27 protein-coding genes and 1 riboswitch are annotated in these 24,745 nt (G+C 48.5%); of the genes, 11 read left to right on the top strand and 16 right to left on the bottom strand.

Annotation, left to right across the window (positions count from 1 at the left end; all coding sequences use genetic code 11):
* Positions 1–42: 42 nt before the first annotated feature.
* From corA to L1N85_RS17985, 5 genes are all read left to right on the top strand, one after another.
* The gene (corA, locus tag L1N85_RS17965) at positions 43–978 is read left to right on the top strand and encodes a magnesium/cobalt transporter CorA (RefSeq protein ID WP_235240435.1); all 936 of its coding nucleotides are present in this window, start codon (positions 43–45) and stop codon (positions 976–978) included.
* Positions 979–1,133: 155 nt separating this feature from the next.
* Positions 1,134–2,036: a LysR substrate-binding domain-containing protein gene (locus L1N85_RS17970; protein WP_235240436.1), complete on the top strand. Its 903-nt coding sequence runs from the start codon at positions 1,134–1,136 to the stop codon at positions 2,034–2,036.
* A gap of 24 nt (positions 2,037–2,060) precedes the next feature.
* Positions 2,061–2,870, top strand: a complete 810-nt coding sequence (locus tag L1N85_RS17975; RefSeq protein ID WP_235240437.1) for a histidinol-phosphatase — start codon at positions 2,061–2,063, stop codon at positions 2,868–2,870.
* Positions 2,871–3,025: 155 nt separating this feature from the next.
* Positions 3,026–3,871, top strand: coding sequence for a DMT family transporter (locus tag L1N85_RS17980; RefSeq protein WP_235240438.1), 846 nt, complete (start codon positions 3,026–3,028; stop codon positions 3,869–3,871).
* Between the two features lie 68 nt (positions 3,872–3,939).
* Positions 3,940–4,248, top strand: coding sequence for a winged helix-turn-helix transcriptional regulator (locus L1N85_RS17985; RefSeq protein ID WP_328285241.1), 309 nt, complete (start codon positions 3,940–3,942; stop codon positions 4,246–4,248).
* A gap of 138 nt (positions 4,249–4,386) precedes the next feature.
* Here the strand turns inward: L1N85_RS17985 and sdhB are convergent, their stop codons facing one another.
* The 3 genes from sdhB to L1N85_RS18000 are packed head-to-tail and all read right to left on the bottom strand — an operon-like array spanning position 4,387 to position 7,607.
* Positions 4,387–5,151 (bottom strand): succinate dehydrogenase iron-sulfur subunit, encoded by a 765-nt coding sequence (gene sdhB, locus L1N85_RS17990; protein WP_235240439.1) that lies wholly within the window; start codon positions 5,149–5,151, stop codon positions 4,387–4,389.
* A gap of 2 nt (positions 5,152–5,153) precedes the next feature.
* Entirely contained in the window at positions 5,154–6,911 is a 1,758-nt protein-coding gene (sdhA, locus tag L1N85_RS17995; RefSeq protein ID WP_235240440.1) for a succinate dehydrogenase flavoprotein subunit, read from the bottom strand.
* A gap of 24 nt (positions 6,912–6,935) precedes the next feature.
* The gene (locus L1N85_RS18000) at positions 6,936–7,607 is read right to left on the bottom strand and encodes a succinate dehydrogenase cytochrome b558 subunit (protein ID WP_235240441.1); all 672 of its coding nucleotides are present in this window, start codon (positions 7,605–7,607) and stop codon (positions 6,936–6,938) included.
* A 204-nt stretch (positions 7,608–7,811) separates the two neighbouring features.
* Here L1N85_RS18000 and L1N85_RS18005 point away from each other — a divergent pair, with 204 nt between their 5' ends.
* Positions 7,812–8,720 carry a LysR family transcriptional regulator gene (locus L1N85_RS18005; protein ID WP_235240442.1) on the top strand — a complete coding sequence of 303 codons (909 nt, stop codon included), beginning with the start codon at positions 7,812–7,814 and terminating at the stop codon, positions 8,718–8,720.
* A 61-nt stretch (positions 8,721–8,781) separates the two neighbouring features.
* Here the strand turns inward: L1N85_RS18005 and L1N85_RS18010 are convergent, their stop codons facing one another.
* Together L1N85_RS18010 and L1N85_RS18015 are read right to left on the bottom strand one after the other, a co-directional pair.
* Positions 8,782–9,444 carry a potassium channel family protein gene (locus L1N85_RS18010; RefSeq protein ID WP_235240480.1) on the bottom strand — a complete coding sequence of 221 codons (663 nt, stop codon included), beginning with the start codon at positions 9,442–9,444 and terminating at the stop codon, positions 8,782–8,784.
* A gap of 18 nt (positions 9,445–9,462) precedes the next feature.
* Entirely contained in the window at positions 9,463–10,803 is a 1,341-nt protein-coding gene (locus L1N85_RS18015) for a TrkH family potassium uptake protein (RefSeq protein ID WP_235240443.1), read from the bottom strand.
* A 91-nt stretch (positions 10,804–10,894) separates the two neighbouring features.
* A riboswitch (cyclic di-AMP (ydaO/yuaA leader) is annotated at positions 10,895–11,099 on the bottom strand.
* A 245-nt stretch (positions 11,100–11,344) separates the two neighbouring features.
* On the opposite strand from L1N85_RS18015, the gene L1N85_RS18020 reads away from it, so the two are divergent.
* Positions 11,345–12,958 (top strand): CPBP family intramembrane glutamic endopeptidase, encoded by a 1,614-nt coding sequence (locus tag L1N85_RS18020; protein WP_235240444.1) that lies wholly within the window; start codon positions 11,345–11,347, stop codon positions 12,956–12,958.
* On the opposite strand, the gene uvrC is transcribed toward L1N85_RS18020, so the two are convergent.
* Positions 12,938–14,848 carry an excinuclease ABC subunit UvrC gene (gene uvrC, locus L1N85_RS18025; protein ID WP_235240445.1) on the bottom strand — a complete coding sequence of 637 codons (1,911 nt, stop codon included), beginning with the start codon at positions 14,846–14,848 and terminating at the stop codon, positions 12,938–12,940. The two genes, L1N85_RS18020 and uvrC, sit on opposite strands and share 21 nt — an antisense overlap.
* 206 nt (positions 14,849–15,054) lie before the next feature.
* On the opposite strand from uvrC, the gene L1N85_RS18030 reads away from it, so the two are divergent.
* On the top strand, positions 15,055–15,201 hold the full coding sequence (locus L1N85_RS18030) for a YqzM family protein (protein ID WP_235240446.1): 147 nt from the start codon (positions 15,055–15,057) through the stop codon (positions 15,199–15,201).
* A gap of 106 nt (positions 15,202–15,307) precedes the next feature.
* Here the strand turns inward: L1N85_RS18030 and dnaI are convergent, their stop codons facing one another.
* From dnaI to L1N85_RS18045, 3 genes are all read right to left on the bottom strand, one after another.
* Positions 15,308–16,264 (bottom strand): primosomal protein DnaI, encoded by a 957-nt coding sequence (dnaI, locus tag L1N85_RS18035; RefSeq protein WP_235240447.1) that lies wholly within the window; start codon positions 16,262–16,264, stop codon positions 15,308–15,310.
* 17 nt (positions 16,265–16,281) lie between these two features.
* Entirely contained in the window at positions 16,282–17,814 is a 1,533-nt protein-coding gene (locus tag L1N85_RS18040) for a replication initiation and membrane attachment family protein (protein WP_235240448.1), read from the bottom strand.
* A 105-nt stretch (positions 17,815–17,919) separates the two neighbouring features.
* Positions 17,920–18,210, bottom strand: a complete 291-nt coding sequence (locus L1N85_RS18045) for a YuiB family protein (protein WP_235240449.1) — start codon at positions 18,208–18,210, stop codon at positions 17,920–17,922.
* A 165-nt stretch (positions 18,211–18,375) separates the two neighbouring features.
* On the opposite strand from L1N85_RS18045, the gene hemQ reads away from it, so the two are divergent.
* Positions 18,376–19,122: a hydrogen peroxide-dependent heme synthase gene (gene hemQ, locus L1N85_RS18050; RefSeq protein ID WP_235240450.1), complete on the top strand. Its 747-nt coding sequence runs from the start codon at positions 18,376–18,378 to the stop codon at positions 19,120–19,122.
* A 112-nt stretch (positions 19,123–19,234) separates the two neighbouring features.
* Here the strand turns inward: hemQ and L1N85_RS18055 are convergent, their stop codons facing one another.
* Together L1N85_RS18055 and L1N85_RS18060 are read right to left on the bottom strand one after the other, a co-directional pair.
* The gene (locus tag L1N85_RS18055) at positions 19,235–19,489 is read right to left on the bottom strand and encodes a hypothetical protein (protein WP_235240451.1); all 255 of its coding nucleotides are present in this window, start codon (positions 19,487–19,489) and stop codon (positions 19,235–19,237) included.
* On the bottom strand, positions 19,489–20,682 hold the full coding sequence (locus L1N85_RS18060) for an NAD(P)/FAD-dependent oxidoreductase (RefSeq protein WP_235240452.1): 1,194 nt from the start codon (positions 20,680–20,682) through the stop codon (positions 19,489–19,491). The genes L1N85_RS18055 and L1N85_RS18060 overlap by 1 nt, the downstream gene beginning before the upstream one ends.
* A 278-nt stretch (positions 20,683–20,960) precedes the next feature.
* Between L1N85_RS18060 and L1N85_RS18065 the strand changes: the two genes are divergently transcribed.
* Positions 20,961–21,962 carry an NAD(P)/FAD-dependent oxidoreductase gene (locus L1N85_RS18065; RefSeq protein WP_235240453.1) on the top strand — a complete coding sequence of 334 codons (1,002 nt, stop codon included), beginning with the start codon at positions 20,961–20,963 and terminating at the stop codon, positions 21,960–21,962.
* Between the two features lie 102 nt (positions 21,963–22,064).
* On the top strand, positions 22,065–22,307 hold the full coding sequence (locus L1N85_RS18070) for a hypothetical protein (protein WP_235240454.1): 243 nt from the start codon (positions 22,065–22,067) through the stop codon (positions 22,305–22,307).
* Positions 22,308–22,337: 30 nt separating this feature from the next.
* On the opposite strand, the gene sda is transcribed toward L1N85_RS18070, so the two are convergent.
* The 5 genes from sda to L1N85_RS18095 form a co-directional block, all read right to left on the bottom strand.
* Complete coding sequence (sda, locus tag L1N85_RS18075) at positions 22,338–22,481, bottom strand: sporulation histidine kinase inhibitor Sda (RefSeq protein ID WP_235240455.1); 144 nt, start codon at positions 22,479–22,481, stop codon at positions 22,338–22,340.
* 290 nt (positions 22,482–22,771) lie between these two features.
* Positions 22,772–23,443 carry a YheC/YheD family protein gene (locus L1N85_RS18080; protein WP_235240456.1) on the bottom strand — a complete coding sequence of 224 codons (672 nt, stop codon included), beginning with the start codon at positions 23,441–23,443 and terminating at the stop codon, positions 22,772–22,774.
* 165 nt (positions 23,444–23,608) lie between these two features.
* Complete coding sequence (locus L1N85_RS18085) at positions 23,609–23,812, bottom strand: hypothetical protein (protein ID WP_235240484.1); 204 nt, start codon at positions 23,810–23,812, stop codon at positions 23,609–23,611.
* Positions 23,755–24,132 carry a DNA topoisomerase gene (locus tag L1N85_RS18090; protein ID WP_235240457.1) on the bottom strand — a complete coding sequence of 126 codons (378 nt, stop codon included), beginning with the start codon at positions 24,130–24,132 and terminating at the stop codon, positions 23,755–23,757. Before L1N85_RS18090 ends, L1N85_RS18085 begins: the two co-directional genes overlap by 58 nt.
* A gap of 195 nt (positions 24,133–24,327) precedes the next feature.
* A complete protein-coding gene (locus tag L1N85_RS18095) occupies positions 24,328–24,717 on the bottom strand; it encodes a (2Fe-2S) ferredoxin domain-containing protein (RefSeq protein ID WP_235240458.1) in 390 nt (129 codons plus the stop codon).
* Between the last annotated feature and the right edge of the window lie 28 nt (positions 24,718–24,745).

A 24,745-nucleotide genomic window follows, 5' to 3' on the forward strand; every position in this document is an offset into this window, starting at 1 on the left:
CAAACGGCAGTTCCCTCTGATGAAAGAAAGGAGTGGCTGCGGATGAAAATCCGTCTTGTTAACAATGGCATTTTTACCCCTGTTGAAGATATTGCGCAAACGCTCGTCCCTGCTCCGGCAGGATTTTATTGGATCGACGCCGACGTGGAGGACTTAGCTATCCTCCAGCCCTTATTCAGCATGCATGATCTGGCCGTAGAGGACTGCCTCAGCGAAGAGGAGCAGCGTCCGAAGATCGAAATATACGAAAGCCATTATTTCATAGTGATTAACAGCATCCGATTTGATGATGAAGAAATATTTTTGCGCGCGTTGAATATTTTTCTGGGCCGCCACTATATTATAACGGTTACGAAGCAGAAAATTAATGAGCTGCGCTCTCTTAAGCCGCTCCTATGGGAGCAGGAGGTCAGCCGGCCCGATTACTTCTTGTATCACCTTGTTGACATTGTCGTCGATAACTACTTCCTCGTGGGAGATCGGATCGACAACCGGATTGAATCGCTCGAAGAGGATATTTTGATGCATACCAAAAAATCGCATTTGAACGAAATAATCGGATTGCGCGGTGAAATATTGTGGTTAAGGAAGGTGCTCGGACCGCAGCGCGACGTCATAGCCACCCTTAATAAAAAAGATTTAAAGCTCATTGACGATCAGTTGCAAAAATATTTTAGCGATATTTACGAAAATGCGTTGAAAATCGCCGAATCCTTCGATACGTACCGGGACCTCATGGGCAACTTGCGTGAAGCCTATCAGTCCAGCGTATCCAACCGTGCCAATGAAATTATGCGCGTATTTACCGCGATTACGACCATTTTCATGCCGCTCACCTTTATTACAGGCATTTACGGGATGAACTTTGATTTTATACCGGGTCTCCATTTCCGAATGGGCTCTTATGTTCTGCTCGGATTTATGCTGCTGCTCGGCATTAGCATGTTCTTCATATTCCGCAAGAAGGAATGGCTATAATCGCATACCTCGTCCTTTATCGGGCAGGCAGCAATCGCAAGGGCAATCGGGGCCTGGCTTTTGCTGCCTTATTTTGCTGTGGGCACCTATATCCTTTATAATAGATAAGATCATTATCATTTAGCGTAACCTGTCATTTTGAAAGGGGGATTGACGTGAACATCAGCCAGCTTGAAACACTCCTTACGATTTCCAAAACGATGAGCTTCCGAAAAGCCGGTGAATTGCTCAACCTGACTCAGCCTGCCGTATCGGCGCAAATCAAAAGTCTGGAGGATGAGTTCAAGACGGTCCTTATCGATCGTAATCAACCAGTCACCTTAACCGATCACGGACAAGTTTTTTTAGAACATGCGGAACAAATCCTCTCGATCATAGAAGAATTAAAGCAGAAGCTATCCGATTTGAACTTGACGCCTCAGGGGCATATTTTGCTCGGGACAACGTCCTCGATCGCCATCCAGATTTTGCCAAGAGTGCTGTCATACGTTCAAAACCTGTTTCCTTTGATCAAAACAACGATACACACCATGCCCTCATCCCAGGTTATGACTAGCGTCGAGAACGGCTCAGTCGACATCGGCATTACATATTTAACCGAAAAAAATGCTAACGTGACATCCTCCGTCCTTTATTACGATACCTTCGAGCTTGTCGTATCGCCATCTCATCCTATGAGTAAATGGACTCATACGACTGTGGATACACTAAAGGACATCCCGATGATTATGCTGGCTCCTGATACGCTGGGCCGGAGATTTGTCGATCAGCTATTCCGAAAATACAATATCCAGCCGAATGTTGTCATGGAGCTGTCAAGCAGCGAAGAAGTAAAGCGTATGGTTGAGATCGATCTGGGAGCGGCCGTCGTATCTAAGCTTTCGATTTCGAATGAGCTTAAATTGGGCACCTTAAAGATGATTAAGGTCAACGAATTGGAAACGGCCCATCCCGTAGGCGTCGTTTACAAATCCGGCCGCTATATCAATACGGCGATGCAGCAATTTCTAAGCGACTTAAAAGGCATGCCCGAGCATCAGTTTATAAGCAGCGAATAGAAGCTTGCAGAAGGAGAGTTTCCGATGAAATTTGACTTACATACCCATCATGTAAGATGCGGACACGCTAACGGTACGATCGAAGATTACATTATTGCGGGCATTGACACCGGCCTTCAGGTCATCGGTATCTCCGACCATTCCCCTTACTTTTATCACAAGGAAGACCAGCCTTCACCCGGCATTGCCATGGCTCGAAGCGACTTCGCCGGCTATGTGGAGGAGGTGCTGCGGCTTAAGGCCAAATACGAGGGGAAAATCGAGGTTTTGCTCGGAATGGAATCCGACTTTTTCCCTGAATACGCAGACAGCTACCGGAAAGCTTATGAAGGAGTCCCCTTCGATTATTTGATCGGTTCCGTGCATCAGGTTAGCGGGGTAAGCATTTTCAACCGCAATCGCTGGAAGGGCTTAAACGAGAAGCAGCATGTCGTTGTGAAAAAAAGCTATTACGATCTTATTCAGCAATCGGCAAGAAGCGGCATGTTCGATATCCTTGGACATATCGATGCCATGAAGGGCTACTATCCTGCATTTTCCGGCATACCGGCTCATGAACATGTCGATGAAACGCTGCGGGTCATTGCCGAAAGCGGCGTTTCCATCGAAATCAATACATCCGGCAGCACGAAGGATGTAGGCGGTTGGTATCCATCGGATGATATATTGGAGCGCGCGCTGCACTTTGGCGTTAACGTAACCTTCGGTTCCGATGCCCATGTGCCAAGCAGGGTTGGAGATGAATGGGAGCTTGTTCGGAAGAGGTTGAAGGAAATCGGATTTTCGCAGTGGGTGTTTTACCGCAAGCGTCAGCAAGTGATCGTACCGTTATAAAAAGACCTTTTTAGACAAAAAAAGTGGACCTGCACGCTGCAGGTCCTAAAGGATATATTAAAAAGGGGGTCTTGTTTATTATAATAGCCCTCTAATGTAATCAGACGATAACAGAATGATTTCATTTGTGTAACAATTTTGAGGAGTGGACAGAAATGTGGCTCATTACGGCCATCAGCAGCGCGTTTTTATTCGGACTAGCCGGTTGGTGGATGAAAGTATCGCAAATGCGCGGCGGCTCGACCCGTGTGCTGCTGCTCGGCTTATATGCCTCCGGAACGCTTGGCTTCGGCATACATGCGCTGCTGGAAGGAACGCTTCCGAAGCTTGCCGACCCGCGTGTATGGATGGCCGGTTTCGTTATTGGCGCAGGCTCCGCCTGGGGAAATTCGCTCTTTATGAAAGCATTGAATTTCGGCCCGGCAAGCCTCACTTCCCCTCTGACGAATATGAATATCATATTGGTCATCGCATTGGGTACCTGGTGGTATAAAGAACCCTTGAGCGCTTCAGAAGCGGTCGGCATTACATTTCTGCTGCTTGCCGTCCTATTCATTGCCCACAAGCGGAAGGAACCGCTTACGATCACGGAAAGGCGTTGGTTTGTACTTGTCGGAGCTGCGATCGTTCTATTCGCGCTTCGAAATGGCGGCCTTAAGGTTACGGACGAGCTTGGACTTCCCAGCGCTCCAATCCTGTTCATTGCTTACGCTTTGTCTATGGGCTGGTTTTTTATGCCTGACGGAGGCGCCGTTACACGTTCCTCCAGAAGAACCGGATTATGGCTGGGCATCATTGCCGGTTTATTTTCTTATGGCGGCTTGCAGCTTTATGCGATGGCGCTTGCTGCCGGCCAGGCCAATTTGGCCGCCCCTATATTTGCAACAAACAGTCTTGTCGTAGCAGCAGGTGCGATTGCCGTATATAAAGAAAAGCTATCCTTTGTACAATGTACAGCGTTTGCTTTTACCATTCTAGGTTTAATTATTATACGATTGTAAATTGATATAAACTTACTTTTAGTTTGTTCATATGCTACAATAGAAATACAAAAAGCGGGGTGATACGGTTGGATTATTCGACAATGTGCCCAAAGTATGAAGCCGCAGCCGACATATTAGGTAAAAAATGGACTGGCAGAATTATTCGGGTATTGCTCGGGGGACCAAAGCGGTTCAAAGAGATTAAAGAACAAATACCCGAAATGAGCGACAAAATGCTAACGGACCGGATGAAAGAGCTGGAAACGATAACGATCATAAAACGTCAAGTATATCCTGAAATGCCCGTACGGATCGAATATGAGCTAACGAGCAAAGGACGAGAGCTTGAGCCCGTTATTGAATCCATTCAAAAATGGGGAGAACAATGGATGTAAGGACAAGAAACCGCTGATGCGGTTTTTTTTGTTGATTAAAAAATATTGAATGAAATCAATAATGGACTGCCCCTTAGTAGTTACACTACTATCGAGGCAGCCCTTATGCTCCAAACCGGCGGTTAGGTCATATTATTACTAAACGCCAAGCCATTTCTTGAACAAGTGCTTTGTTGTATCCTTATTGATCGCGGCAATCGATGTCGTAAGAGGAATACCCTTCGGACATGAGCGCACGCAGTTTTGCGAGTTGCCGCAGCCTTCGATACCGCCGTCGGACATAAGAGCATCCAGACGCTCCTCTTGGTTCATCTCTCCCGTTGGGTGAGCGTTAAACAAGCGGACTTGTGAAATCGCTGCCGGCCCGATGAAGCTGTTGCGATCGTTGACATTCGGACATGATTCCAGACAAACGCCGCAAGTCATGCATTTGGACAGCTCGTAAGCCCATTGACGCTTCGTTTCGGCCATGCGCGGACCAGGTCCGAGATCATAAGTTCCGTCTATCGGAATCCATGCCTTCACGCGTTTCAAAGCGCCGAACATACGCTCGCGGTTAATGACAAGATCTCGAACGACCGGGAACGTGCGCATCGGTTCAAGTCGAATCGGCTGCTCCAGCTTATCGACGAGCGCGCTGCACGCTTGACGGGGTTTGCCATTAATGACCATGGAGCAAGCTCCGCATACTTCCTCCAAGCAGTTCGAATCCCAGCATACGGGTGCCGTACTGGCGCCATCAACTTTTTTCGGGTTGCGTTGAATTTCCATCAATCCGCTAATGACGTTCATATTTGCGCGATAAGGAATTTCGAACTCTTCCGTGTATGGCTTCGAATCAGGAGTATCTTGACGCGTAATGATAAACTTAACCGTTTTGTTTGCGACAGTTGTTTGAGCCACCGTTATTCTCCTTTCTTCTTATCGCTGGAGTAATCGCGCTTACGAGGCTTGATCAAGCTCACATCGATGTCCTCGTACGATATTTGCGGACCTTCCTTCGTCCATTTCGCGATGGTCGACTTCATGTACTGGTCATCATCACGATCCGGGAAGTCTGGCTTATAATGTGCGCCGCGGCTTTCGTTACGCATTAGCGCGCCTAGAGTCATCGCTTCGGATAGCTCAAGCATGTTCCACAATTGACGAGTGAAGGCGACACCGGCATTATTCCAGCTTGCTGTATCGTTAATGTTGATATTCGAATAACGCTGCTTCAGCTCTTTGATCTTCTGGATCGTAGCTTCAAGCTTATCGTTAAAGCGCACAACGGTCATGTTGTTCGTCATCCATTCGCCAAGCTCTTTGTGAATGATATACGCATTTTCATTTCCGTTCATCTTGAGAATGCTGTTGTATTTATCGGTTTGACGCTTCGTCTCGCGATCGAATACGGAGGAGGCTACGTCTTCGGCCGATTTCTTGAGACCCTTGATATACTCGACCGCTTTCGGTCCGGCAACCATGCCGCCGTAAATAGCCGAAAGCAAGGAGTTTGCGCCAAGACGGTTCGCGCCATGGTATTGATACTCGCACTCGCCTGCTGCGAATAGACCGGGAATGTTCGTCATTTGGTTGTAGTCAACCCACATGCCGCCCATCGAGTAGTGAACAGCAGGGAAGATTTTCATCGGTATTTTACGCGGATCGTCACCCATGAACTTCTCATAAATTTCGATGATACCGCCGAGCTTTACGTCAAGCTCCTTCGGATCCTTATGGGACAGATCAAGGTAAACCATGTTCTCTTGATTGATGCCGAGCTTCTGATCGACGCAGACGCTGAAAATTTCCCGAGTCGCAATATCGCGGGGAACAAGGTTTCCGTACGCCGGATATTTTTCCTCCAGGAAGTACCAAGGTTTGCCGTCCTTATAGGTCCAAATTCGGCCGCCCTCGCCGCGCGCTGATTCAGACATCAAGCGGAGCTTGTCGTCGCCCGGAATCGCCGTCGGGTGAATTTGAATGAACTCGCCGTTGGCGTAATTAACGCCCTGCTGGTAAACCGCACTTGCCGCCGTACCCGTGTTAATAACGGAATTCGTTGTTTTGCCGAAGATGATGCCGGGACCGCCTGATGCTAGAATAACCGCATCCGCACGTACCGTGAGTACTTCCATCGAACGTAAATCCTGAGCCGATACGCCGCGGCAAATGCCGTCGTCATCAACGACCGCGCCGAGGAATTCCCAGTGCTCATATTTGTTGACTAGCCCGGCGGCTTCCCAGCGGCGTACTTGCTCATCCAAAGCATAAAGCAATTGTTGACCTGTCGTAGCGCCTGCGAACGCCGTACGCGAATGTTTCGTGCCGCCGAAGCGTCGGAAATCGAGCAAGCCCTCGGCCGTACGGCTGAACATTACGCCCATCCTGTCCATCAAATGGATAATGCCCGGCGCAGCGTCGCACATTGCTTTGACCGGCGGCTGATTCGCAAGAAAGTCGCCGCCGTATACGGTATCGTCGAAATGTTCCCACGGGGAATCGCCTTCCCCTTTCGTATTTACTGCGCCATTAATACCGCCCTGCGCGCATACGGAATGGGAACGTTTGACCGGCACAAGAGAAAACAGATCAACGTGCACACCTGCTTCTGCCGCTTTAATGGTAGCCATCAAGCCGGCTAGACCGCCGCCAACGATAATAATTTTATTTTTAGCCATAACGCTTCGCTCCTTGTCTACAAACTAACCGATATTCGTAAATGCCAATGCAGCACTCGCAGCTTCCTTAAATTCATCCCCGCTAAAAGCGATAAGCGAAAGAATGAACAGCGCAGAAAGAATTACAAAAACACCCATGCAAATATAAGAAGAAATGCGTTGTGCTTTAGGGCCGATCGTAATTCCCCAACTGATCAGAAACGCCCAAAGGCCGTTGCTGAAATGGAATACTGCTGCAAGCACACCGATAACGTAAAGCACGAAATAGACCGGATTGCTTGCGATATGATTCATCGTCGACCCTAGTTCCTCATGCGTAATGTTACCGAGGTAAATCTGCATCCTTGTTTGATATACATGCCAGAATACGAATACAAAGGTCATTACCCCTGTTACGCGCTGTGCGGTAAACGCCCAGTTCCGGCCGTATTGAAAGCGTCCCGTATTAGAGTTCGATTGGTATGCGACGTATAAGCCGTAAATGCCATGGAACAATAACGGGAGATAAATACCGAAAATCTCGAGCAGAGGTATAAGCGGCAAGCTGTTAATAAGATGCACGCCTTGCTCGAAGCCTTCGGGTCCGCGCTCAAACGCCTGGTAGTTAGTCAATCCGTGCACGACGATAAATCCGCCGAGCGGAATGATCCCGAGAAGCGAGTGAAGCTTGCGCGAGAAATACGAATTTCCTTTCATGTCATTCCTTCTCCTTTCAATACTGAGAGTGCTCTCTTTCGTTTTTTCAACAAATCATTCTACATTGTAACCCCAGCATGTACCCCCGTCAACAAAACTCGACACAGATTAGCCACACTTCCCATCCTACTCCTTTTCAGCTTATAATGGAATTGCTTATTTTTCATAAATTCTTATAACAAAATAACATAAGGAGCTCCTTCCATGAATGAAGAGATGCAAATGTTCACCGTTATCGTAGAGCAGTCGAGCATGAACAAAGCTTCCGCGCTGCTCAATCTGTCTCAGCCCGCGCTATCGCGCAAAATAGCCAAGCTTGAGCAAGAAATAGGAGCTCCTTTATTCCGCCGGATCGGAAAACGGCTCGAAATTACGAGAATCGGCCAGCTAACCTATGAATACGCCATTGAGCTGCGCCAGCTCCATCGCAAATACTTGCAATCGGTCTCGGAGTTTACATCGGCGGGCTACACGGCGCTTACGATAGGCGCCAGCTTAACGACGCTCCAAACGACGCTCCCTGACCTTATAAAAACGCTTACCGCCGCCCGTCCGGAAATCGAAATTAAAGCGATTACCGGAAAAACGCATGAGATCGTATCATTAGTCCGCGATCATAAAGCAGATATCGGCATCGTCGCATCCAGCATAGAAGATTCAACGCTGCGGTGCATACCTTTATTCGATGATCATCTTTCGCTTGTTGTGCCCCGTAATCAGGTTATCACCGACAAAGGAACGTTAGGCATCCAGGATTTGACCGGGATGCCGATGATCTTATTTTCCAAAGGAACCTGGTACAGGCTGCTGACGGACGAGCTGTTCGATAAGTATCATCTGCAGCCGGACGTCCGGATGGAGATCGACTCCTTCGAAGCGATACTGCGCTTGCTGAATACTTGCAGAGCGGCGACGCTTCTCCCGCATTCCTATATGCGCCATCAGCTGCTGGAGGATAATGAGCTCCTTGTTGTACCGATCCGGGAGCTGGAGGATACGAAACGAACAACGTCGCTTATTCATGCAGACTCGGCTGCTTTAAGTCCCTCCGTGCGTTTATGGATCAACGAATTAGCGGCTCGATTTCCTATGCAAAAAGACAGCAGCTTCTAAAAACAGCTGCTGTCCTTCATCATTTCCAATATTACGCTTTGAAATCCGTCCTAAGCGTTCACTAACGTATGACTGCCGCTTCAAAATCTTCGATTTGATCATTAGTCCCAATAACGACCATCACATCGCGTTCCGAAAGCACATCCGTCGCCGTTGGAGCTATAATAATGCCGCCCGGCTTGTTGATCGCAACGATGCTGCAGCCAAATCGGGCACGGGGATTAAGGTCATGCAGCGACTTTCCGTTCAAGCATTGCGGCACGGCCAGCTCCGCTATCGTATATTCCTTCGATAATTCAATATAATCAAGCAGGTTTGGCGATACGAGCTGATGCGCAACCCGAATGCCCATATCCCGCTCCGGATACACAACTCGGTCCACGCCGATTTTCTCGAGCACGCGGCCATGCAATTCGCTTATCGCCTTCGCTACTACCTTCTTAACGCCCAGATCCTTAAGCAGGATCGTCGTTAAAATGCTGGCTTGAATATCGTCGCCGATTGCGACGATGCCGCAGTCAAAGTTGCGGACGCCCAACGAACGAAGCGCTTCTTCATCCGTACAATCGGCAGATACCGCAAACGTAAGTTCGCTGCTCATATCTTGAACGGCTTCCTCGTCCTTATCGATGCCGAGCACCTCATGTCCGAGCTCTATGAGCTCCCGGCCCACGCTCGAGCCGAACCTTCCCAATCCTACAATAACAAACTGATTCTTTTTTATCCCCACTAGCAAAGTCCCCTATCCAATCGTAATTTTGCCTTCAGGATGCCGGTACAGATCTTTATCTGCACGAGGCCCCAGTGCGTATGCAAGCGTTAATAATCCAAGCCTTCCGGCAAACATCGTCAATGCGATAATTATTTTCCCCGCATTGGACAGCTCAGGGGTCACACCAAGCGACAGCCCTACTGTGCCAAAAGCAGACGTTGCCTCGAACAGCAATTTAATGAAGGGCTGATTCTCGATCATTGACAGCAGCATCGTAACTGAAACTACAAGCGCCATAGCGATTAATGTAATCGTTAGCGCTTTGAAAATCCGATCCTTGCCTAATCTGTAGCGGAACAGCACGATATCCTCGCGCCCCCTGATCATCGAAATGACGGAACCGATCAGCACGGCGAAGGTCGTCGTTTTTATCCCGCCTCCCGTAGAGCCCGGCGACGCGCCAATAAACATGAGCAATATAATAAAAAATTGCGTGGCTTGGCGAAGAACCGTCAAATCAAGCGAATTATAGCCAGCCGTCCTGGGCATAACGCCTTGGAAGAGGGATGATAAAAATTTTCCTCCCCAATCAAGCGAACCTAACGTCAAATGATTAGAAAACTCGAATATAAATATGACAAGCGTACCGACACCGATAAGCGCACCTGTCATGGTTAACACGACTTTGCTATGCAAAGACAGCTTGCGGTTTTTACGAAACTCCAGCAGATCCGACATAACGACGAAGCCGAGACCGCCGAGCACGACAAGCAGAATTGCTGTTATATTCACGACGGGATCAGACACGTATAACGTCAGGCTTCGATAATCGCCGAATATGTCAAAGCCGGCATTGTTAAAAGACGATATCGAGTGAAAAATGCCGAAATAGACAGCCTTGCCCAGCGGCATATCGGCCATAAACCTGGAGGCTAAGAGAATCGCACCGATGAATTCGATCGTTAGGGAATAAATTATAACGCGTCGAATAAGCTTGACGATTCCTTCCATGCTTGATTGATTCATGGCCTCCTGCAAAATAAGCCGCTCGCGCAACGTTATTTTCTTGCGAAGCATAAGCGCAACTAACGTTGCCATCGTCATGAAACCCAGACCGCCCAACTGGATCAGCACGATAAGAATAATTTGCCCCCATAATGAGAAATATGTCCCTGTATCGACAACGACAAGTCCTGTTACGCACGTAGCCGAAGTAGCCGTAAACAGAGCATCGATAAACGGCAACCGCTCACCCGTTGCGCTTGCGAACGGCATCGTCAGCATGAAGGCTCCCAGAAATATAATCAACGCGAATCCGCTGACTAATATTCGCGGCGGCGACCATTGCAGAACATTAAAATTCACTTTCATCGATCAACCTTCTTTTTAGTATGTTTTATAGCTGCACAGCCATTAATAAGCATAAAAAAAGCACTGGAAACTCAAGTGCTCTATGCGATGAGTCCTGTTCCATGTACGCCTACGAGGTTAGCTGACGGATTCGGGCCTGGCCAGGCAGCCCTATTTAGCTTAAAGAGCGTTTGCTCTCTTGCTAAAATTCACCCCATGCCGCTTAATGCGAACAGCTGGTTTGTCCAACTTGCTCATTGATTAAGACAGCTTTATGGTTCCCCCGTTTTCCTAAGGAAATTCGGCTGTGCTATTTAATTAGTATGACGTTAACGATTATAATCCCAAAGCGTGCTCCGTATAAAGCTTGCATTACGCACAAAACGGACGATTTTGGAGCAAAAAAGGGCAACGGCTTACAGCAGCGGGCATCAGGCTTGTTGGACATCGTTATTTCGCATGATTATGAACGGAAGCAAACATTTTCATTGGATAATTCAGGGATTGTTATGATAAGGTAGTGGGATAGGATATCCATAATTCAGACAGTTGAGGTGAACCCATGATTGATTCTATCAAGCCTAATGAATGGAAACGTTTTCTATGGGCAGCGGCGGCTTGCTTTATTATTTACTTAAGTATCGATGTCGCACCTTTGATCGCTTCCATTCATTCAGGCGATTATAACCCCCATGTAATTGAGAAAGCTGCTGCAGAGGAGAAGGCTGCTGCGTTCGCTGAACGGCAAACCGGCCTCAAGGTAAAGAAGGCGAAGGCGGTACACCAGACGGATAAAATCATGAACGGCTACCTTTCCAAGGAAGAATTGACCGGGACGTACAGCGACCAATATGACTCCAGGTTCCCGACAGACACGTTCCAGGTCGATCTAAAATTTGACCAAGGCGGGAGCGGTTATACGTACGTACATATGCAAAGCGGAGAAGTTGTGGCTTGGAACCTTCACTTGGACGGACAGCCGCTTTCTGATGAAGACAAGACGGCAGAAATCGTCGATTTTCTATTAAATCAGCAATTCCGTGCGGAGGAATTAAGCGGAGGAAGGCTGCTGGAAAACGGGGAATGGCAGGCGAGGCCCGTAGGCTTTACCGTAAAGGATGCAAGGCTTAGTCTAAATGTGGATGCCCTGTCTGTGAGAGGCAAAACCGTCATTACGAAATATAAGGCCGCTTTCATAGCGCCTAATGATTATATCAAATATGTAAAAGGCCAGGATAAAATCGCCGGCTTCCTCACCGGCTTCGGATATTTATTTATGAGCTTTGTCCTGTTCGTGCTGGCGATTGTGTATGCGGTGCTTTATCGTAAATTCACCTCATTCAAGTATGGAATCGCCCTTACCATCGTTTATTTTGTTACTTATATTATTATGAACCTGAACATTTTGGACGGTATTAGAGCTTCCTTCGGCGAAAATGGCGGTGCCGACGAAACCGTGCTGATCACGGCCGTCTTTACCGTCTTCTTAACATTTCCTATGGCAGCCGCTGTCTATATTTCGATTGTTGCCGGAGACGGCCTATGGAAAGCGCAAGGGCGCTCCTTATGGCCGCGCTTTGGCGAGAAGGGTTATGGCAGCTACGTTTGGCGCAGCATGGGCTTATCGTATTTATTCGCAGTAATCCTGTTCGCCCTGCAATCGATTATATTTATTGGATTAGAATTTACGATCGGCACCTGGGGTACCACCGATGCTACGCAGTCTCCTTACAACATGAGCATCCTCTGGCTGATGCCGGTGCTGGCCTGGGCGGCAGCGATATCCGAAGAAGCCGTCTTCCGATTTTTTGGGATCGGATTGTTCCGCAAATGGTTCAAGAACACGTTCGCAGCAGCTCTGCTGCCAACGTTTTTCTGGGCGCTCGGACATGTCATGTATCCGTTCTATCCGTCATCGACCCGGCTGATTGAGCTCATGATTGTGGGGCTGGTGTTCAGCTTTATATTTGTCAGATACGGCTTCATTACGGCTATGTTCACGCATGCGATCTTCAACAGCGCAGCGGTGGGCATGTCCCTCTTGACAATCGGAACGGCGCCGAACATCGTCTCGGCCATTTTCTTCACCGTTCTTCCCGTGCTGATCGCCTGCGTCATCAGGTATTTGAGCAACAAAAAAGAGAAGGGCCGTCCGTTAGGACGACTCCTCCCCTAGAGCGGCGATAATTTGCGAAGCTAATTTATCACCGATCGACAGAGGCCGAAAGTCTTCGACTGAGGCCTCTTTTATTTTTTTGATAGAGCCAAAATGCTTAAGCAGCAGCTTGCGACGTTTCTCCCCAATGCCCGGAATGGAGTCAAGCTTGGATTCAATCATCGACTTGCCGCGCTGCTCGCGATGGAACGTGATTGCAAAGCGGTGAACCTCGTCCTGGATGCGCTGAAGCAAATAAAACTCCTGACTGTCCCGCGGCAGCGGTACAATTTCCGCAGGATCGCCGGTCATGAGCTGCGCCGTCTTATGCTTCGCATCCTTCACGAGCCCGCATACGGGGATATAAAGGCCGAGTTCATTTTCCAATACATCCAGCGCAGCCGAAATCTGTCCTTTGCCGCCATCGACGACAATAAGGTCCGGCGGCGTCAAGTCCTCCTTCAGTACCCGCTCATAACGGCGGCGTACGACCTCGCGCATCGTTTCGTAATCGTCCGGTCCCTGCACGGTTTTGACCTTGTATTTGCGGTATTCTTTGCGATCCGGTTTACCGTCCGTGAAGACAACCATTGCGGATACCGGATTCGTCCCTTGAATATTCGAGTTATCAAACGCTTCTATCCGGCGTACCTGATCTAGTCCGAGCCAATCGGCTAACGATTCCGATGCCTTCACGCTGCGCTCCTCGTCCCGCTCGATCAGGCGGAATTTCTCGTCCAGCATGACCCTGGCGTTATCCGCAGCCATCGACACGACCTCGCTCTTGCGTCCGCGCTGCGGCATAAGTACTTTTACTTTCAGCCAGCTGTGGAGCGAAGCGATAACCTCGTCCGCCCGCGAGCCTTCCTGCTCTTCGTTCTCCGTCTGCTCGGGTACATCCTTCTGTCCCCGTACTTGATCCAGCTCCGGTGGCTGCGGAAGCAAAATTTGCTTAGGCAGTGCCGGATTATCGCTGTAATACTGCGTAACGAACGTCATAAAGTCATCATACTCTTCCCCGTAATAAGGAAAAGTCGTTCCGCGGCGCTCAATCAGCTTCCCTTGCCGCATGTATAAAATTTGAACGCACATCCAGCCTTTATCGACGGCATATCCGAAAATATCGCGATCCATCGCATCCGACATCGTAATTTTTTGTTTCTCCATTACTTCGTCGACAGCAATGAGTTGATCGCGAAACTCTTTGGCCCGCTCGAATTCAAGCTGCTCGGCCGCCTCTTCCATTTTGCGCTTCAGCTCTGCTTTTACGACATCCTGCCCCCCATTCAGGAAACGGGTAATTTCTTGTATCATCCGGTCATACTCCGACTGCTCCACGTTGAATTCGCATGGCGCGATGCATTGGCCTAAATGATAATAGAGGCACACTTTTTCCGGCAACGTCTTGCATTTGCGCAGCGGATAAAGACGGTCAAGCAGCTTCTTCGTCTGCTGGGCCGCGTACGCGTTCGGATACGGACCAAAATATTTGCCCTTATCCTTCACGATGCGGCGCGTAATTTCCAGCTTCGGATGCTTCTCGTTCGTTATTTTAATATAAGGAAAGGTTTTATCATCCTTAAGCAGCACGTTATACCTGGGATGATGCTGCTTGATCAGATTGCATTCGAGGATGAGCGCCTCCATATTGCTCGAGGTGACGATAAACTCAAAATCACGGATTTCGGATACGAGCCGTTGAGTTTTTCCGTTGTGGCTTCCGTTAAAATAAGAACGCACCCGATTTTTGAGCACCTTCGCTTTGCCGACATATATAATGGCGCCTTCGCTGTTTTTCATTAAATAACAGCCTGATTGATCCGGGAGCAAAGCTAGTTTGTTCCGAATCGTTTCTTTTGCTTCCGCAAGCTTCTGCTCGGCCTGCAGCCGATCCGTATGCTGATGATCCATGCTTTCGCCTCCGACTGCCATAACTTTATGTTCACATTTTAGCATACCTGGATTGTATTTTGTCTTATAATTGTCACCGGTATTGCTTTACAACTGTTCGGGAGTTTGGGTATACTATTATCAGTTGATTCAACCGATACTACATGATGACGGCCGCTTATGGCCGTGGCAGAAAGAGTCGGTCTTTTTCAAGGAGGACGCCAACGATGGAGAACGTAAGAGACCCGCGCGAGCATTATAATGAAGAACCTCGCCACGACTTGATGGATGTCGTATTCGGCTTTGGCGGCATGCTCGGTTTTATGACCGTTATTTTCGCCATAGCTGTTATCGTGAAATTCATTATCTCGTAACGGAAAAGGAGCAGCCTGCTGCTCTTTTTTTTATACGATCAAAGAAGCTCCGTCCCCGCGGCATTTGCCTCAGGTACGGAGCTTCTTTTTTAAGTTGGTTAATCGACTATTTGCGTCCGCGCTTATTTTCCCCCGTTACCATAACGACCTCTACATAAGGCCGGATCCGGTCCATAATTCGCTGCCCCTTATGGAGCTCGTCGCCATCCTTGCTCGTAAAGCTAAAATGCTGCTCGAGCGCCTCGAGCTCGTAGTTGGACGTATAGAACGTCGGCTTCCGCTGCATGCGGTAATTGAGAATTGCGCCCAGCACGTGATCGCGAACCCAGGGATTCAAATTTTCCGCCCCCATGTCGTCAAAGATCAGAAGATCGGTTTCCTTCATCATCTCAACCGTTTCCTTCAGCTTGCCCGGCTCATGCATAAGCGATTTCAAATCCTCGACAAAGTCGGGCATATAGACGATGACGCCGGAATACCCAGCCTTTGCCAGCTCATTGAGCAGGTAGCACATTAGAAATGTTTTGCCCGTTCCGAATCGTCCGGCCAAATATAGACCTTCCTCCTGCAAGCCATGCTCCTTCGTCCGATCGATGTACCGCAGCACTTGACCGACGGCCTTCGCCCTCTCCAAATCGTTCGTTAAAATTTCGTCGGAGGAGTAACCGCGCTGCAGCGCCTTCTCGTCGATATAGAAGCTGCGAATGCGGCTGCGTATATGATCCTCCTTCTGACGGGCAATAAACCTCTTGCACGCTGCCTTTCGATCATTCAGCTGCGTATAGCCATTCACCGTATCGCAGCTAAGCAGCGTATAGTGACCCTCAAAATCATTCGGGCATTTCTCAAGACCGGGACAATTGGAGCAGCTGCGATATTCGGTAACGTACTGATAAACGCGACTAAGATTAATCTTAATCGTGTGTTCGTCCAGCTCCGGATATTTCTCGCGCAGTTTTCCGACAAGCGGCTCTGCGAGCAGCTCCGTCAGCTTCTGTTCCGCCTGCTCCGTTATCGCCCGTCCTGTCGGCCATGCCTTCAGCATTTCCCCCAATGATTCCATTGTCTGCTCACCCCTCCTCATTTATTCCCGTCTAATTTGCGTGCCAGCTTACGCAGCTCCTCAAGCTCATCGGCCGATACCGCGGAGCCAGATTGACCGTCCTGCACGATCGGAATCGAAGGCTTGCGCGATGTGCCGCGGCTGCGTCCAGTCCCCTTGTTTCCGCCATAAGCGCTGCCGCCCGAACCGCTGTAGCCAGATGCCGCTTCCTTCCGCCGTTCCTTGTCCTGCTCAACCTGCGCTTGCTCTCTTACATAATGGACAGCCTTCTCGAAACTATCTATTTGCTTCACAAGCATGTTCGACGCCACTGCATCGAGAAACGTCTTCGTCACACGCTGTGCATCATTCGTTCCGATAACATAATGAATAAGTACGTTAATAACCGGTGCCGCCAGCTTATAATTCAAATCGATCCGCTCAAACACGCGTTCAATCCAATCCGGAACCGCACCGGGGAAAAAGCGCTGCAAAAACCTCGTATGAGGCTCATTCCGCATAAGCATATTATATTGCTGGATATCGCAGCGTCCCAGCAGTTGGTTCGGCACTTGCAAATAATGCTGCTCTTTCACTTCATATTCCTCGGTCAATTCATCCGACTCGGCCGGAGCTTCGTTTGCCATGACTTGCGTCTTAGCCATCGTCCGCTGCCGGTCGCCCTCCCGCTTCTTATCCTGACGATAAAACTGGTTTGCCCGAAGCTGAAGCTCGTCAACGTTCAAAGCGCCGCTATCGCCGAAAATGCCGTCCTCATCGAGAAGCCTGCAAATGTCCGCAACGGTCAGGCTGTATTTGTAAGCGACATAATTAACCTGTGCCAGCTGCTCCTCGTCGCCTCTCAGCCGTTCAACGAATCGGCGGTTCGCCGAATTACGCGGAAATCTCAATATAATTTCTCCATATGGAATACCCGCGGTAGACAGCGCCGGCCGCGCTGCGGCTTGCCGCGACGGAGCAACCTCGGTCAGCGCTTGTTCAAGCTCTTCGTCAACCGACTGCATATTTAGCTTAAACAGCTCGTAAAAAGGCACCGAAATATTCTCTTTGTTCAGCCCGGCGCCTGCCAGCTCGTCCGGCTCGACAGCGCCAAAAGATTCCCGAAGCGAGATTACGGCATATTTGCCTACCTTATCCCTCAGCAGCATCGTCAAATGCATATTTCGGAAAAACTCGGCCGGTGAAAGCGGCTGCGACAGCTCGTACTCATATATGACATCCGCATTGTCCGGCAAGCCTAACCGCGACGTCTGCAGCAAGCCGACCGCTTCAAGCTTAGACGCTTGCTCTATCAAATGCTTTCGGCTCTTCTCATTCATCTCCAGCCCAAGTCCAAGAAACAGCTTGCGCTGCGGTTCTAAAGACGAATAACCGGAACATCCCTCCGCTATTCCGTGATACAGCTGTTGATAGAATGCGACGGCAAAAGCGCCAATCATCGGCTGATAGATTAGCGACAACATTTTATAGTCAAGGCTGCTTAGCGAAAAATCGCGGAATATGTAGTAGCGATGATGCTCTGTATATTGCAATATATTATTGATGCGCATTGCATCGACTCCATCCCTAGCTTTCTCTCTATCATTTTAGCATAAAAACGCCGCTCCCGGACGAGTCGAAAAATAGAAAAATCCCCCGAATGAGGGATTTCTTTATTAGAACATTTTGTAGCCGCCCTTGCGCAGCGCTTGAATGGCCCAGCCGCTTACGTATGCGCCGGCAAGCGCGCCGATGACCGGTATGTAATCGACTATCGTATAGTGAGCGAAGTTTTCGATCGTAGCTGTTGCCGAATCATCCCAAGGAGCCCATATGCCAAGCGGAATAAGTACAATTATAAATAAATATATCGGAAACCATGTTGTTTTGAGCAGCATATTCAAAATAAATCCAATGCCGAACATCATGACCAGAAACAGCACCGTCGCTATCATTAATTGCAGCATCCTAACTTCTCCTTTCAGACTCTCGTTTCTTAGTTTAAATAATGGTGCTATGGAAGTCAATCCGCTAGGGATAAATGTCACAAGACCGCCATTTGCTCCGCTTAGTCACATTGCGATACAATGATCTCAGCATCATCAAGAAGCTTGAAAGGAGCATTTATCCAAATGAGTGAAGCAGCACAAACGCTGGAGGGCTGGTATGCCCTGCATGATTTTCGCAGCATAGATTGGACGGCATGGCGCTTGGCCGATGAAAGCGAGCGCAGCCGTGCACTGGATGAGCTGCAATCTTTCTTGCAGCAATGGACGAAGACGGAGGAAAATAAACAAGGCAGTACGGCGGTATATTCCATCGTCGGCCAGAAAGCTGATTTCGTGTTCATGCATTTGCGCGAAAGCTTGGAGGAGCTCAGCGCGATCGAAACGGCGTTCAACAAAACGACATTCGCCAGCTTCACTTACCCGGTACATTCGTACGTAAGCATTGTGGAGCTGAGCAACTACATGGCGCAGCCGGGCTCCGATCCGCTGCAAAATCCGGACATTATCGCCAGATTGAAGCCAACGTTGCCGAAAGCGGGTCACATTTGTTTCTATCCAATGAACAAGCGCCGCGACGGCAATGATAACTGGTACATGCTTGCGATGGACGAGCGTAAATCCTTAATGCGGAGCCATGGCATGATCGGTCGCCAGTACGCCGGCAAGGTGAAACAAATCATTACCGGCTCCGTTGGTTTCGACAACTGGGAATGGGGCGTTACACTGTTCGCGGACGACGCGCTTCAATTCAAAAAGCTGATCTATGAAATGCGCTTTGACGAAGTCAGCGCCCGCTACGCAGATTTCGGAGACTTCTACGTGGGCAACCTGCTTAATGAAGAGAAGTTTGCTGCCATGCTGCAAATATAATTGTAACTTTCATAATAGGAGAAAAAGGCTTTCGCAGATGAGCAGCGTATAAAACGCCGCTAAGCGAAAGCCTTTTTCTATTTTCGAGACGGTTTTCCCGTTTTATTATGACCTAATCGTCTTCCTCATCTAAACCGAGCCGCTTCGCTTCCAAATACTCTTGGGTAGCTCTGTCGCGTTCGCGACCTTTATCCTTCAACCGCTCAATCGCAGGCTGAATGAGCAGGTCCACTTCTTTTTGCACCGTATAAGCCAAGTCATACCGATTTTGCGATTCCAGAAATGAACCGACTTCCATCAACGCGTTGTAACGGTCAAGCTCATCTCTCGTTAGCAAGCCGCGGACTTGTACGCTGCAGTGTCTCATTATAGAAATTTTCCTTTACGAAGAACGAGCGGGATGCCACCGATAATAAACAGGTAACGGAGGTCGATCAATTTTTTCAGCCATGCTGCTGTGCGGCCCTTGTACTTCTTGCCAAAAGCGATACCGATTGCTTCGCCTTTGCCGAGCGATGCCACTGTACCTTTGTTGCTGAATGTAAAGCCCTTCAGCGGCTGATTGCGGATCGAAGCGACAAGGTTATGCGCGCAAACGACGCCTTGCTGCATGGCGATTTGGGCAGTCGGCGGATAGGGACGGCCTTCCGGGTTGAACATCAGCGAGTTATCGCCGACGATGTATATGTTCTCATTGCCAGGCGAACGTAGGAATTCATCAACCTTTACGCGGCCGCGCATCGTTTCGAAGCCGGCTTCTTCGATCAGGCGGTTTCCGCGAATTCCTCCTGTCCAAATAACCGTTGAAGATTTGATTTCCTCGCCTTCGCCGACAACTACGCCTTCTGGCGAGCATTCCTTAATAGCCGTGCCAATGCGGAACGTAACGCCCTTCTTCGTCAAGACGTCCATGCCGTATTCCACAAGCTCAGGATCGAAGCCGGGAAGCGCGGTAGGCGCAGCTTCAATATTATAAATTTTGACGAGCGCCGGATCTACGTCGAACTGCTTGCAAAGCTCCGGAATACGATCGGAAAGCTCTCCAACGAATTCGATACCCGTGAAGCCTGCTCCGCCGACTATGAAAGTCAAATAGTCGGTGCGATGCGGCTCGCGCTTGTAACGGGCGAATTGGTATTCAATATGTTCGCGGATCAGACGAACCGAGTTTATGCTGCGAATGTTCATCGCATGCTCGCCAAGACCCGGGATCCCGAATGTTTCCGGCTCGCCGCCTAGGCCGATTACCAAATAATCGTAAGACAGCGTACCGTCCTCAAGAATAACCTTCTTATCCTGCGGGCGAATTTGCACGACTGTCGATTTAACGAAATCGATTTTAAATTCATCGATCAGCCTGGAGATGCTGACGCGGGCATTTTCCGGATTGTCTGTACCGGCAGCCGGCATGTGAAGATGTGTCGTAATATAATGATAGTCATGTTTATTAACCAACGTTACGTCCGCTTCATTGTAGTTCAATTCTTTTTGCAAGCGAAGTGCGGTTAAAATTCCACCGTAGCCTGCCCCAAGAATAACAATTTTAGGTATGTTACTCATCGAATAATCCCATCCATTCCTAATGTCTATTTATATTGTGAAATATTACACAAGCTAAACCGAAAAATAATGATGATAAGTTCAGTGTGTCCTTTTGAAGCCGTTTTATCAATGATTCACTCGCAACATACATCAGAAATATTACATAGTTTTCACGGAAAGTTCAAGGGCAAATTATACGAAATTGTTTAGAAGTCTATACAAATTAATTATTTCCTTCTTCTGGCATGAAAGTTTATAATTAAAACCGTAAAGCTTATTACGTGGAGGTGGCAGCATTGTCTAACCCTGAAACATCGTTGAACCCTGTCGATATCGTCATTATCGGAGGAGGTCCTGCAGGCTTGTTCGCTGCATTCTATGGCGGAATGCGCCAAGCATCGGTCAAGCTTATCGAGAGCATGCCCCAACTGGGAGGACAGCTTGCAGCGCTTTATCCTGAAAAATATATTTACGACGTCGCCGGTTTTCCTAAAGTTACCGCACAGGAATTAGTCGATCGTTTGAAGGAGCAGCTCGAGCATTTCAAGCCGGAAATATGTTTGGAGGAGAAGGTCACAAATGTCATCAAGCATGACGAGCGCCTCTTTGAAATTAAAACGGACAAATCCGTTCATTACGCGAAAGCCGTCATTATAACGGCTGGGGTTGGCGCCTTCGAGCCCCGCCGTCTGGAATTGCCGGAAGCAGCTAAGTACGAAAAGAAGAATCTTCATTATTTTGTCGGTGATTTGCAGCAGTTTGCCGGGCAAAAGGTTTTAATAAGCGGCGGAGGCGACTCAGCGGTCGATTGGTCGCTAATGCTGGAGCCGATAGCCGAAAACGTAACTCTCATTCACCGTCGGGATAAATTCCGGGCACATGAGCATAGCGTAGAGAACCTTATGAATTCAAAGGTAAACGTTCTGACTCCGAAAGAAATTACGGCTCTTCATGGCGATGAGTTCATTAACAAAGTAACGTTAAGCGATGTCAAAACGAAGGAAACGTCAGAGCTTGAGGCAGATGCCGTCATCGTCAACTTTGGCTTCATTTCATCGCTTGGTCCCATAGCCGATTGGGGGATCGATATTCAAGGCGGCTCCATTGCCGTTGATACGCGTATGGCAACGAACATTGAAGGAATCTTTGCGGCGGGCGATATTACGACCTATCCCGGCAAGCTGAAGCTTATTGCTGTCGGCTTCGGTGAAGCGCCAACGGCCATTAACAATGCGAAGGTATACGTCGATCCGAGCGCGAAGCTTTCTCCCGGACACAGCAGCAATATGAAGCTATAGAAATAATTTTAAAAAATAAATATAAGGGTATCCTAACCTAGGCAAAGCCATTGCATTCACCTACTGCATTCATATGCATGGCGGGCCGAGGAGGATACCCTTATGTTTTGTCCGGTTTGTAACGGAATTCAATCGCTGCATGGCAGCTGCTCCTTCTGTGGCGGAACAGTTATGGATGGCGGCCGAATGTCGGATTATGCAGGACCTTACGCTCCTTACGAGCAGATCGAGTTTGAACAGCGCCAAGACGACGCTAATATGCAAAATAATCATGTCTGCAAACACCTGCTTTATTGTTCGACCTGTGAGCAAATAACTGAGGCTGCGGTTAAGGAGTGGGATTAGCAATCGCTTGCTAACGGTTTATAACATGCTTTATGCGGTAATTTGGTAGGCTTCGGGATTGACACGTCTGCGCTTCAATTCAATCGCAAGCATTCGAATAAATTCTGGCTCTAATTCAAATTGAATAGCTGCATAATAAGTGTCTACCAGCATTTCGTCAGATAGTAGCTCCATACTACACACCCTTTCTTCCATTCATTGATTATTGCTTTTTCATAGTAGCATGGCACTATAAGAATGGACAACAGTCCCAGTTATACACATGGCACTGTGGATACGGTGTGAACAGCATGTGTATATTCATCAAATGGGTAGGATTACCAGGGTGGATAATGTGGATACAGTTATCCACAACCCCCTTAGGAACAAAAAGCAATAAAAAACTTTAATTAGAATCTATAAATCTATTAATGGAATATATTGATCCAATCGTAACCGGAATGAAAAAAGCCCCCGAAAGGGGCTCATTGCGGACGAGTATTTACTTCGAAAATCCAAATATGCCCTTGCTTATCAATGCCATAATCAAAGCCTAGCTGACCGATACCCGGAAATCTGCTCTCCAATAATTCGGTCGACAACACCGTCAATTCTCTCATTTTGGATTTTTTTGCGGCTACTTGACCCGAAGTCAAAGAGCGGCTAATGCCTTGCGCTGCCGTAACCATCTTACCCCCGCGGCACAAATTCGTGACGAACAGCCCTTGTCTGGCAATTCTGCCTACCATCGAGCGATATACCCAGCCGGTCGCCGTTTTCACATACTTCACACGGTAATCTATCGGCCTGCCATCAACCGTGGCTAAATAAATCCCTTTTTGAATGAGATAAGCCCGACCTTTGCGTTGTTTATTGAGTGCGCCTATTAACGCTGCAAAACTAGCAAACCGTTTCGTGTGCGAATAATAAGTATAAGCGTACCCGTCCGAGCTGCTAGTAACCTTTATAACACCATGCCCGCCAGCACCCACCACCGGCTTCACGACAACCATTTGATGCGTATCCAGCATGCTTTTTAAATTATTATTTGTAAATCTCTTTGTTGGAGGTATATGCGGGGCAATGCTGGAGTGCGACAGTAGAACCGCCGTTTTCGTCCATTTGCTCGCAAGCTGCCTTCCCTTATGTTCGCTCAATGCCGTTAATCCCCTCTCCTGAAGCTTCATCCATAGCATATGACTGTGCACTACCTGTCTCTTGGATGAATGACCGAGGTTAGGAGCCTTTATTGTGTTACTTAGTTATATACTAAAAACGACAAGCAGCCGCGGTGGCCTTGCTTCTCTTTTCTTTTCATAGAGTTAATGATTGGAATTTTTCTCCAGCGCTGCTTTCAGCTTATCGGCTAAGCTATTGGATAACGAAGCATTATCGCTGTACTGCTCGATTAACTTCTTATTCTGCTTATCGTTCGCTCTGCCGCCCTGTTTGTCCCCGAACATTTCAATTACATTGCACGGCTTGCATTGCGCGAATTTGCCCGCTTTTCCGTCGCGAATTTCCATCTACTTATGGCATTCACGACCAATTCGACGAGCTGCTTGCCTTTGCCGGTCGGCATCAGCCTATTTTGCGATCGCGTCATCGTGTCCGTCCCCAGCAGCTTCTCTATAATGTCGGCCCGCGTTGCCGGCGTGCCCAAGCTGTGCTTTTTCATTTGGGTCAATAGCGTCGCTTCCGTATACCGTGCCGGAGGCAGCGTGCGCAGCTCGCGCACTTTTGCTTGTTTAACGGGCAGCATTTGTCCCAGCGTTAACGGAGGGAGAAGCTGAGCAGGCTGACGGTCGGCTTTGCCTTGTCCGGATCCATTGCCATCGCTATCCACCTCCTCATCCTCGTCAGAGCTTAAGGCATAGGGAACGTATAGTGAGGAAAAACGATAACCATTTCATGGTGTCGTTCTGTTTGTCTTTGTGTAAACAAAAGAGACTATCCCTCGTCGCCTTTAGGCAACTTAAGGACAGTCCAATTTGCTGGTACTTCATTTATCAATCTGCCAATCCATAGTGTATTTTTTAACTTATTGACTCTTTGCAGAAGCTCTGTGAGGCTGTTTATTAGTACCTAAAGCTGCAAGTCCCGTAGCAACAAGCTGATCTTGCTCGCAAACATAAGAAAGATTTCGTTGCAGCGTTGACTCCACATTCAGCAATTCACGCACAAGCTGCCTCCCTAGCGAAGGCGTTAGATTCTTATACCACAGCCCCGCAGGATATTGAACGACCGTGCAAGCATCTTCGCATCTTCCGTTACACAGCGTGCGAGTGGTGTGAATTTCGGAATCTGCGTGATGAAGAGAAATCTCTTCCCGTATTGCTTGAGTCAGCCCTTCAGCGCCTTGAAGCATGCAGCTTCCTCCATTGCACAGCAGGAGATGATGCTTCGTACCTGTTAAGTTCCAAGTGCCCAACTTTCAATCTCCCCTTCCGATAGGACCA

It is taken from the genome of Paenibacillus alkaliterrae (assembly GCF_021532375.1).
In the GTDB taxonomy this organism is placed as follows: domain Bacteria; phylum Bacillota; class Bacilli; order Paenibacillales; family Paenibacillaceae; genus Pristimantibacillus; species Pristimantibacillus alkaliterrae.

Coding starts and splice junctions, on each gene's coding strand:
- L1N85_RS18055 (WP_235240451.1), bottom strand. CDS start 19,489: ATGAGACACTGCAGCGTACAAGTCCGCGGCTTGCTAACGAGAGATGAG.
- L1N85_RS18000 (WP_235240441.1), bottom strand. CDS start 7,607: ATGAAAGGAAATTCGTATTTCTCGCGCAAGCTTCACTCGCTTCTCGGG.
- L1N85_RS18070 (WP_235240454.1), top strand. CDS start 22,065: ATGTTTTGTCCGGTTTGTAACGGAATTCAATCGCTGCATGGCAGCTGC.
- sda (WP_235240455.1), bottom strand. CDS start 22,481: ATGGAGCTACTATCTGACGAAATGCTGGTAGACACTTATTATGCAGCT.
- hemQ (WP_235240450.1), top strand. CDS start 18,376: ATGAGTGAAGCAGCACAAACGCTGGAGGGCTGGTATGCCCTGCATGAT.
- L1N85_RS18020 (WP_235240444.1), top strand. CDS start 11,345: ATGATTGATTCTATCAAGCCTAATGAATGGAAACGTTTTCTATGGGCA.
- L1N85_RS17975 (WP_235240437.1), top strand. CDS start 2,061: ATGAAATTTGACTTACATACCCATCATGTAAGATGCGGACACGCTAAC.
- L1N85_RS18045 (WP_235240449.1), bottom strand. CDS start 18,210: ATGCTGCAATTAATGATAGCGACGGTGCTGTTTCTGGTCATGATGTTC.
- uvrC (WP_235240445.1), bottom strand. CDS start 14,848: ATGGATCATCAGCATACGGATCGGCTGCAGGCCGAGCAGAAGCTTGCG.
- L1N85_RS18015 (WP_235240443.1), bottom strand. CDS start 10,803: ATGAAAGTGAATTTTAATGTTCTGCAATGGTCGCCGCCGCGAATATTA.
- L1N85_RS18030 (WP_235240446.1), top strand. CDS start 15,055: ATGGAGAACGTAAGAGACCCGCGCGAGCATTATAATGAAGAACCTCGC.
- sdhA (WP_235240440.1), bottom strand. CDS start 6,911: ATGGCTAAAAATAAAATTATTATCGTTGGCGGCGGTCTAGCCGGCTTG.
- L1N85_RS17980 (WP_235240438.1), top strand. CDS start 3,026: ATGTGGCTCATTACGGCCATCAGCAGCGCGTTTTTATTCGGACTAGCC.
- dnaI (WP_235240447.1), bottom strand. CDS start 16,264: ATGGAATCATTGGGGGAAATGCTGAAGGCATGGCCGACAGGACGGGCG.
- L1N85_RS18085 (WP_235240484.1), bottom strand. CDS start 23,812: ATGGAAATTCGCGACGGAAAAGCGGGCAAATTCGCGCAATGCAAGCCG.
- L1N85_RS18005 (WP_235240442.1), top strand. CDS start 7,812: ATGAATGAAGAGATGCAAATGTTCACCGTTATCGTAGAGCAGTCGAGC.
- corA (WP_235240435.1), top strand. CDS start 43: ATGAAAATCCGTCTTGTTAACAATGGCATTTTTACCCCTGTTGAAGAT.
- L1N85_RS18040 (WP_235240448.1), bottom strand. CDS start 17,814: ATGCGCATCAATAATATATTGCAATATACAGAGCATCATCGCTACTAC.
- L1N85_RS18060 (WP_235240452.1), bottom strand. CDS start 20,682: ATGAGTAACATACCTAAAATTGTTATTCTTGGGGCAGGCTACGGTGGA.